Source organism: Chamaesiphon sp. VAR_48_metabat_135_sub (assembly GCF_031418915.1).
In the GTDB taxonomy this organism is placed as follows: domain Bacteria; phylum Cyanobacteriota; class Cyanobacteriia; order Cyanobacteriales; family Chamaesiphonaceae; genus Chamaesiphon.
In genome coordinates, this window is the sequence record NZ_JANOJV010000135.1 from 1 (window position 1) to 7,322 (window position 7,322).

At 46.3% G+C, this 7,322-nt stretch carries 7 protein-coding genes; 4 read left to right on the plus strand and 3 right to left on the minus strand.

Annotated elements, in window-relative coordinates:
* The first annotated feature begins 360 nt into the window (after positions 1-360).
* The 4 genes from RMO55_RS09470 (at position 361) to RMO55_RS09485 (ending at position 4,432) form a co-directional block, all read left to right on the plus strand.
* Positions 361-1,044, plus strand: a complete 684-nt coding sequence (locus RMO55_RS09470) for a TraM recognition domain-containing protein (RefSeq protein WP_310426052.1) — start codon at positions 361-363, stop codon at positions 1,042-1,044.
* Positions 1,045-1,064: 20 nt separating this feature from the next.
* Positions 1,065-2,114, plus strand: coding sequence for a hypothetical protein (locus tag RMO55_RS09475; RefSeq protein ID WP_310426053.1), 1,050 nt, complete (start codon positions 1,065-1,067; stop codon positions 2,112-2,114).
* Between the two features lie 169 nt (positions 2,115-2,283).
* Entirely contained in the window at positions 2,284-3,495 is a 1,212-nt protein-coding gene (locus RMO55_RS09480) for a hypothetical protein (protein ID WP_310426054.1), read from the plus strand.
* A 286-nt stretch (positions 3,496-3,781) separates the two neighbouring features.
* Positions 3,782-4,432 carry a glutathione S-transferase family protein gene (locus RMO55_RS09485; protein ID WP_310426056.1) on the plus strand — a complete coding sequence of 217 codons (651 nt, stop codon included), beginning with the start codon at positions 3,782-3,784 and terminating at the stop codon, positions 4,430-4,432.
* A gap of 67 nt (positions 4,433-4,499) precedes the next feature.
* On the opposite strand, the gene RMO55_RS09490 is transcribed toward RMO55_RS09485, so the two are convergent.
* The 3 genes from RMO55_RS09490 to RMO55_RS09500 all read right to left on the minus strand — a co-directional run.
* Complete coding sequence (locus RMO55_RS09490) at positions 4,500-5,321, minus strand: thiazole synthase (RefSeq protein ID WP_310426058.1); 822 nt, start codon at positions 5,319-5,321, stop codon at positions 4,500-4,502.
* 8 nt (positions 5,322-5,329) lie between these two features.
* The gene (locus RMO55_RS09495) at positions 5,330-6,433 is read right to left on the minus strand and encodes an alkene reductase (RefSeq protein ID WP_310426059.1); all 1,104 of its coding nucleotides are present in this window, start codon (positions 6,431-6,433) and stop codon (positions 5,330-5,332) included.
* 37 nt (positions 6,434-6,470) lie between these two features.
* Positions 6,471-7,322: MFS transporter (locus tag RMO55_RS09500; RefSeq protein WP_310426061.1), on the minus strand; the 852-nt coding region annotated here is incomplete at its 5' end.

Consider the following 7,322-nt stretch of genomic DNA (forward strand, 5'->3'; position numbering starts at 1 on the left):
GACGTTGGTTCGGAAGCTGCCAATATTTTTGAACTGCCGAATATCGAGTATCTGAGTGCCGAGCAACAATTAGAACGGCGGAAGGACTATGAAGATTTTCTGCTCGAAATCCTGCTGGCAATGGTGATGGGGGCAGTCGTCCAGAATACTAATGTCAACGTTGACATCGTGTGATCGATCTTAGCCTTAGTCCTAGCTAAATTCTTCGCCGACTATGAAATTATCTCCAGATATCGGGCGGCGCGGACGAGAGGATTAGGATCTCCCGAATGGGCAGAGTATCCTACCCTCCAAGATTTTGTCGGCTTCTGTTCTCCCGAACGCATCGCTCTGAAAACATCGCCAGATCAGATCGCGGCATTGGATTTCGTCGTCACCAAGCTGCGTTACTGGCTGACTAGTAGAGTCGGACAAGCACTATCCCGCCCTTCTACCTTTAGTGCCGATAGTACTTTATTTGTGATGGCAATGCGTGGGGTGAATAACCCTGAAGATGCGGCGATTCTGTCGATGTGTATGTATGGAACGGTATTAAGACGGGCATTTAGCAACCCCAAATCAGTATTGGTCATTGATGAAGCGGCAATCCTGCTCCAATTCCCATCCCTGGCTAATCAGGTGGGTAAACTGTGCGCTAACGGTGCCAAAGCAGGGATTCGAGTGATTCTGTGCGCCCAAGAGCCAACATCGGTTAAGAACTGCGCGGCTGGCGACCGAATTTTAGGTAACTGCGATATTAAGTTAGTAGGGAGGGTTCAACCTGAAGTCAGCACTGCCTTCCAAGATATTTTATTGATGCCGCCAGAGATTTTGGCTCCATGTATGACCGACGCATTCTCTCCCAACACAGCCTTGGGCTATTCAAATTGGCTGCTCCTCGATGGGCGTACCTCCACTCGCGTCCGTTCTTACGCGAGTGCGGGCGGCTTGGCGGCTGTGGTCAATAATCCCGATGAGGTTACTCGTCGGAAAGAATTGATGGCTGCTGCCAAGCATCCGGTTCTGGGCTTGCATGAGTACGCCAAAGAACTGATTCCCACTTAATCAACACTGCTGGACTTTCCATGAATAAAACTATCTGGGGCACGATTGCCGTTCTATCAGCATTCATCCCAACTGTGAGTCTAGCAAATCCGCCTGAATCTACGCCTCCTCAACCAACAACAGCCCCAATTAACTATGAGGCAGTCGGTCAATCGGCACTGGATACGAATACTGCTTGCCAGCAAAAGCTGGCATCTGGTAATTGTTTGAATGCTGCTACTCAAACTCTCACCACTGCTGGAGTCCAACTTTCGCCTGGAGCCAGTGCTGCTATCCAAACGGCTGGTAATGTTGCGAGTTTTGATGCTCAAGCGAATTTAGCGACACTTACTAGTAGTTGCAATAACATCAGCAATCCAATGGCTTGCGTCTCTGGTGCCCAAGGGATCTTAGGATCTGTCGGCAATCTAGGTATCCCAGCTTTGACTGCTATGACTACTAATGTCACCGGAATGATGAATCGTGGATTAGCCGATTTAACTAAACAATTTCCGTTTTTGGCAGGGTTTTTAGGACAAGGTAGTACTGCTCCTCCAACCAGCCAAGAGATTGCCAAAACTAATACTGATGATATCCAAAAAATTGCGGCGGCATCCCTAGCTCTACAAGCGAAGGCTACTGCTGAGGTGCTTCAACAGGCTCAAACTACGGGGGAATATACGCCTGGGGTTGCCAATGAAATCATCAACCGGAAAAGTAAAGCCTTTGCTGCGGCAATGACGGGTACAGCCGCCCTTCAAGCCAATCAGCAAAATAGTAATGCTGCGGCGGCTGATGTCAAGACGACGAATGACATTGCCGCGACTGATTATGATAGTTCCCTTGATGCTCTGGCTGGGACAAATAAATCTTTAGCAGCAGTTGCTCATGGACAAGAGCGGATCAATGCCTCACTAATTGAGTCTAAAACAACTCAAGGACAATTACTCGAACAAACGGCTCTGGTGAGAGACACGATTAATCAAGCTAATATCCGGCATGATGTGGCGATTGAAAAAAATGTTGAAACACAAACCGCGATGCAGTGTTTTCAAGCATCGATTTATCGACCCAAACTGACTTGTAAATAGTGAAAGCTAGTGAGGGGTGAAGTAATAAGGAATAAGGAATAAGTAATAAGTCAAGAATTATTGTATTAATCCTTGACTTATTGCAAACGCATAACTCGTTTTTCAACCTCTGTGGTCTTACACATTAATTAAATATTTTATTCCTTATTCCTTATTACTTATTACTTTCATGAATCTATTCACCAATTATCTCCCAACCCATCTCGCAGCTACCCAAGCCGGAAACATCTCCACTCTCGCTGCTAGCTCTGCTAAAACTGCGCTTGATGCTACCAACCAATTTTGGATTAAAATGTACAACGGCAGTGGTATTTTTGGGGAACTTAGCAAGTTTTGTATGGGATTAGCTGTTCTATTTTTACTATGGAAAGTTTATCAGCTATACGAAGAATATCGAGAACAACCTGACTATACTAAAATCATTAATAGTTTATTGTTGCCCCTAATTGTTTTTTGTATGTTATACAATAGTGGCGCAATGGCTAAAGGTTTTACCCAAAATTTGCGAACTTTAAGTTCTGATTTTGGGATTGACATGATCTCGCGATCTGGGAATGATGCTTTTCTAGATAGCACCAAGGCGAATATGCCTCCAGGGATGAAATCTAGTACGATCTTTAAAGACCTGACGATCGATTTGGATAAATGTAGAATCGATGCAAATCCAGGGGTATGTGGTACCTTGGCTGCTTCAAAAATGATCCAAAAGCTGAATGCAATGAATCCGCCAGCAGACCCTGTAGCCAAGGCTTATGCGCTCGAACTTCAGACTAAAATTGTAGCTAAAATGCAAGCGGCAAATGGAGCGCAAAATAGCGGTATTAACTGGGATAGTGTGATGGGGATATTTTCCAAGGGACTGCCTAGTTTTGGCGATATCGGCGAGCAAATTGTGATTACTTTATTAAATGCAGTTGTTGTCGGGTTTTATTGGGCGATGGAACTGGCTACATTAATTGCTTTCTATTTATTCCCAACTGCTTTGGCGATGGCAGTTATGGATAAGAAAGCGGTTGTTGACTGGTTTACCAGTTTTTGGGCAGTTTGTAATGCCAAGATTTGTTTCGCGCTCGTTTTAGCATTAATCGGGCAAGTTGCTACGGCAATGGAAGGGGCATCATTTGTGATCGAACTATTGGGGGCAATTTTTGCGCCAACTATTTCATTTATGATGGCTAAAGGTTCAGCACTGGCAATGGCAGAAGGATTCCAAGGTGCTGGTTCGGGCGCAGTTATGGGTGTAGCTAAGAGTTCAGGGAAAGGTACTTCAGATCGGTTGAATAAGTCTGGAGAAAATAAAAAAGCTAAAGCATCTCAAGCTACTCAAGCTACCCAACACAGACAAGTTTTGAGAGCTTTACGAATTGGTAGGAGAGGTTAGCAATAATAAGTAATAAATGTAGAGAAAATCGTAGTTAAATGAGGTTAAGAGTTGATATTATTGGAAGATAATCCCCGATCCTCAAGATTGTAGGTATCTTCTCCGTGATCGAATTTTATGCCACCTATGCCCGAATGCAAATGATTCATCGTCGCAGGGTTTCAGCTTTGTTTTATGGGAAGGTGACTTAGTGGCATTTCAGTCTTGGCTTGAATGACATGACGCTCTCAGGAGCGGTGCTTTATGGTAAGCTTGAACTATATATTCAAACCCAAGGAGAAAATCGATGAGTTTAACTTTTTACTCCGCCCCGATGTCCACCGCCAGTATCACCGAAGCAGTGCTTGCAGAACTTGGAACACCGCACGATCGCATAAATCTTGACCTCAGCGCAGGTGATGCTAAACAGCCTGACTACCTTAAAATCAACCCGAATGGCCGAGTCCCGGCGATCGTCCATGATGGAACAGCAATCTGGGAGTCATCCGCAATCACAATGTATCTAGGTGAAGTTTTTGGCGTGGATGCCAAACTTTACCCCGCACCAAGTCCGCAGCGTGGCGAAGCCATGAAATGGATTGCATGGGCTAACGTCACCCTTGCCGAAGCAGCAAATCGGTTGTTCCAGTCGTTGCCACCCGAACAGCAAGGAGATCCAGCAACTAATGCCGACGAAAAAGTTACCTCCGAACAGAAGAGTGCGGTCGCGATGGAGAAGGCCAAGTCTGACATCGCTGACTGTCTCAGCATTCTTAACGGTGGACTAGAGGGGCGATCGTTCTTGCTTACCGAATATAGTCTTGTGGATACTCACCTACAGGGCATTGTTGGCTGGATGGGGATGATGGATGTCGATCTAAAACCGTTCGCCAACGTCACGGGCTGGTTACAACGTTGCTACGAGCGTCCAGCGATCGCCAAGTTAATGGCTGGTTGAGATCGAAAAAAAATCACTGACAGACCAATTTTAGAGGGAAGAGCATTATCGATTTTCCCGCTTGGACTCAATTAGCTATGCGGTCAGTAACTGGAGAACTAGCTGCGGCGATCGCCCGAACAGGAATACGTCCCGCTTTAAAAGAAATTCTACCTGCTAAAGTTGCCATTTGCATTGCCTGCGCCATCCCAACTGGATTTTGAGCCTGAGCGATCGCTGTGTTGATTAAGAGTGCATCTGCTCCCATCTCCATCGCAAAGGCGGCTTCACTGGGTGTGCCAATCCCAGCATCTACTATCACTGGGATTTTTGCTTGCTCGATAATGATGCTAATATTTGCGGCATTTTTGATTCCCTGTCCAGAACCAATTGGTGAACCTAGAGGCATAACAGTCGCACATCCCAATTCTTCTAAAGCTTTTGCTAGCAATGGATCGGCATTGATATAGGGCAATACCGCAAAGCCTTCAGCAATTAGTTGCTTGGCGGCGTAGTAAGTACTAAGGGGATCGGGCAATAAGTACTTGGCATCAGGAATCACTTCGAGCTTGACAAAATTATTATCTTCCTGCCCCAAAATCTTAGCCATTTCCCGCCCCAATCTGGCAACTCGCACTGCTTCTTCAGCCGTTTGACAGCCTGCGGTATTGGGTAATAGCCAATACTTTGTCCAGTCTAGAGCCTCTCCCAAACCTTCATGTCCGGGTGTATTGCTCTGCACTCGCCGAACAGCTACAGTTACGATTTTACTGCCACTAGCGGCGATCGCCTTTCGCATAGTCACAAAATTTGGATACTTACCCGTACCAGTCATTAGTCGCGAGCTAAAAGTTCGATTGGCAATGACTAGAGGAGTTGGATCGATCGAGAGATCGGGATAAATAAACATTTTGCACCTCATAAACCAAGTGTTTCGATCGCTGGATAATCTGTATATCCCTGTTCGCCACTGCTATAAAACGTGTTCCGCTCGTACCGATTAAGCTCTGCATTAAGCGCAAAGCGTTTCGGTAAATCTGGATTGGACAGAAACAAACGACCATAAGCAACGAAATCAGCACTATCCTCTTGCAAAACAGCTTCGCCCATTTCGCAAGTATAGCCGCCTGCTGTAACGATCGATCCTTGAAAGATGGAACGAAAAAACCTCGCACCTAAACCCTTCCCAGTTTCGGCAATCGTAATATTTCCTTGAATGCGAGGTTCGATCGCATGGAGATAAGCTAATCCAAACTGATTCAAGGCATCGGCAACATAGCTAAAGGTCGCCGTTGGATTTGAATCTTGCATATCATTAAAAGCACTGCTAGGTGATAGGCGAACGCCCACTTTCCCTTTTCCCCAAACTTCAACTACAGCTTGCACAACTTCCAATAAAAGTCGCGCCCGATTTTCGACAGAACCGCCGTATTTATCCGATCGCTGATTTGAACTATCTTGCAGAAATTGGTCGAGCAAATAGCCATTTGCACTATGAATTTCCACGCCATCAAATCCAGCCATGAGTGCATTTTTTGCACCCTGCCGAAACTGTTCTATAATCCTTGGAATTTCGGTTAATGCTAATGCTCTGGGGGTAACATGGGGTTGTTGACCATTAGCGGTATCTGCCATACAATTTGCTGCAATTGGACTGGGGGCGATCGGAATTTCACCTTCGGGCAATAGTGAAGGATGGGCAACCCTTCCAGCGTGCCAGAGTTGCAGAAAGATCCGCCCGCCTCGATCGTGGACAGCCTTGGTTACTTGCTTCCAGCCTACGACTTGTGCTGAAGTATAGATTCCAGGTGTATTCGGGTAGCCAATACCATTTCGAGCGACTTGAGTTGCCTCACCGATTATCAATCCAGCCGCTGATCGCTGGGCATAGTAAGTGGCATTAATTGACTGAGGGATATATCCATCACCCGCACGGCAGCGGGTCAGCGGAGCCATAATCAGGCGATTGGGAAGTTGTAAAGCACCGAGAGTTGCGGGAGAAAGTAATTTGCGATCGGTCATGGATTTTATCCTCATAGTTACAAAAATAAATTACAGCTTAATCGGCATTCTGCTGGGTGCTGGGGAGCCAAAACCGCATTGCGGCAACTCCAATTAACAAAAGTCCAGCGATACAAACACCATTCCATTGCATCAAGTTCCAACCGTAGATACCGATGATCGATCCGAGCGATGCGCCGAGAAATGTTGACACCATAAATACCGTATTGAGACGGCTCCGAGCATTTGGATCGAGGCTATAAATTTTGACTTGATTGGCAATTAGTGCGCCTTGGCTACTCAGGTTCAACAAGACACTGCCAATAATCAAGCCCCAGATTTGAGTACCTAATTGCCAGAAAATTAAGTAAGCTGCGATCGCGCCGATAATGGCGATTCCCACCATCGATCGAATGGTTTTTGCAGTTCCTCTATCTGCTAGCTGTCCCAATAGGGGTGCTACCAGAATTCCGGCAATCCCTACTAGCCCGAATAAGCCAATCGCTTTGCTACCATAGGCATAAGGCGGACGGGCGAGCAAAAATGCCAGCGTTGACCAAAATACACTAAATGCGCCAAACAACATCGCTTGAATCAAGCTGGCTTCGCGTAAAGCGGGCTGAGATTTGACCAATTTCCAAAGAGATCGCAGTAACGCGCCATAACTCAACTGCGACTTGGGTTGATATTTCGGCAGTAACTGAGTTGAAGAGATCGCCAGTAGCACCATTACACTCCCAGCCAGCCAATAAATCCCGCGCCAGTTAAACTGTTCAGCGATCCAGCCACCGATCGGTCTGGCTAGCAAAATGCCCACAAACAGGGCACTCATCAAGTTTCCGATGATTTTGCCTTGGGCACTGGGCGGGGCTAACTGAGTCGCAAAAGGGATGAGCAGTTGGGCGACGAT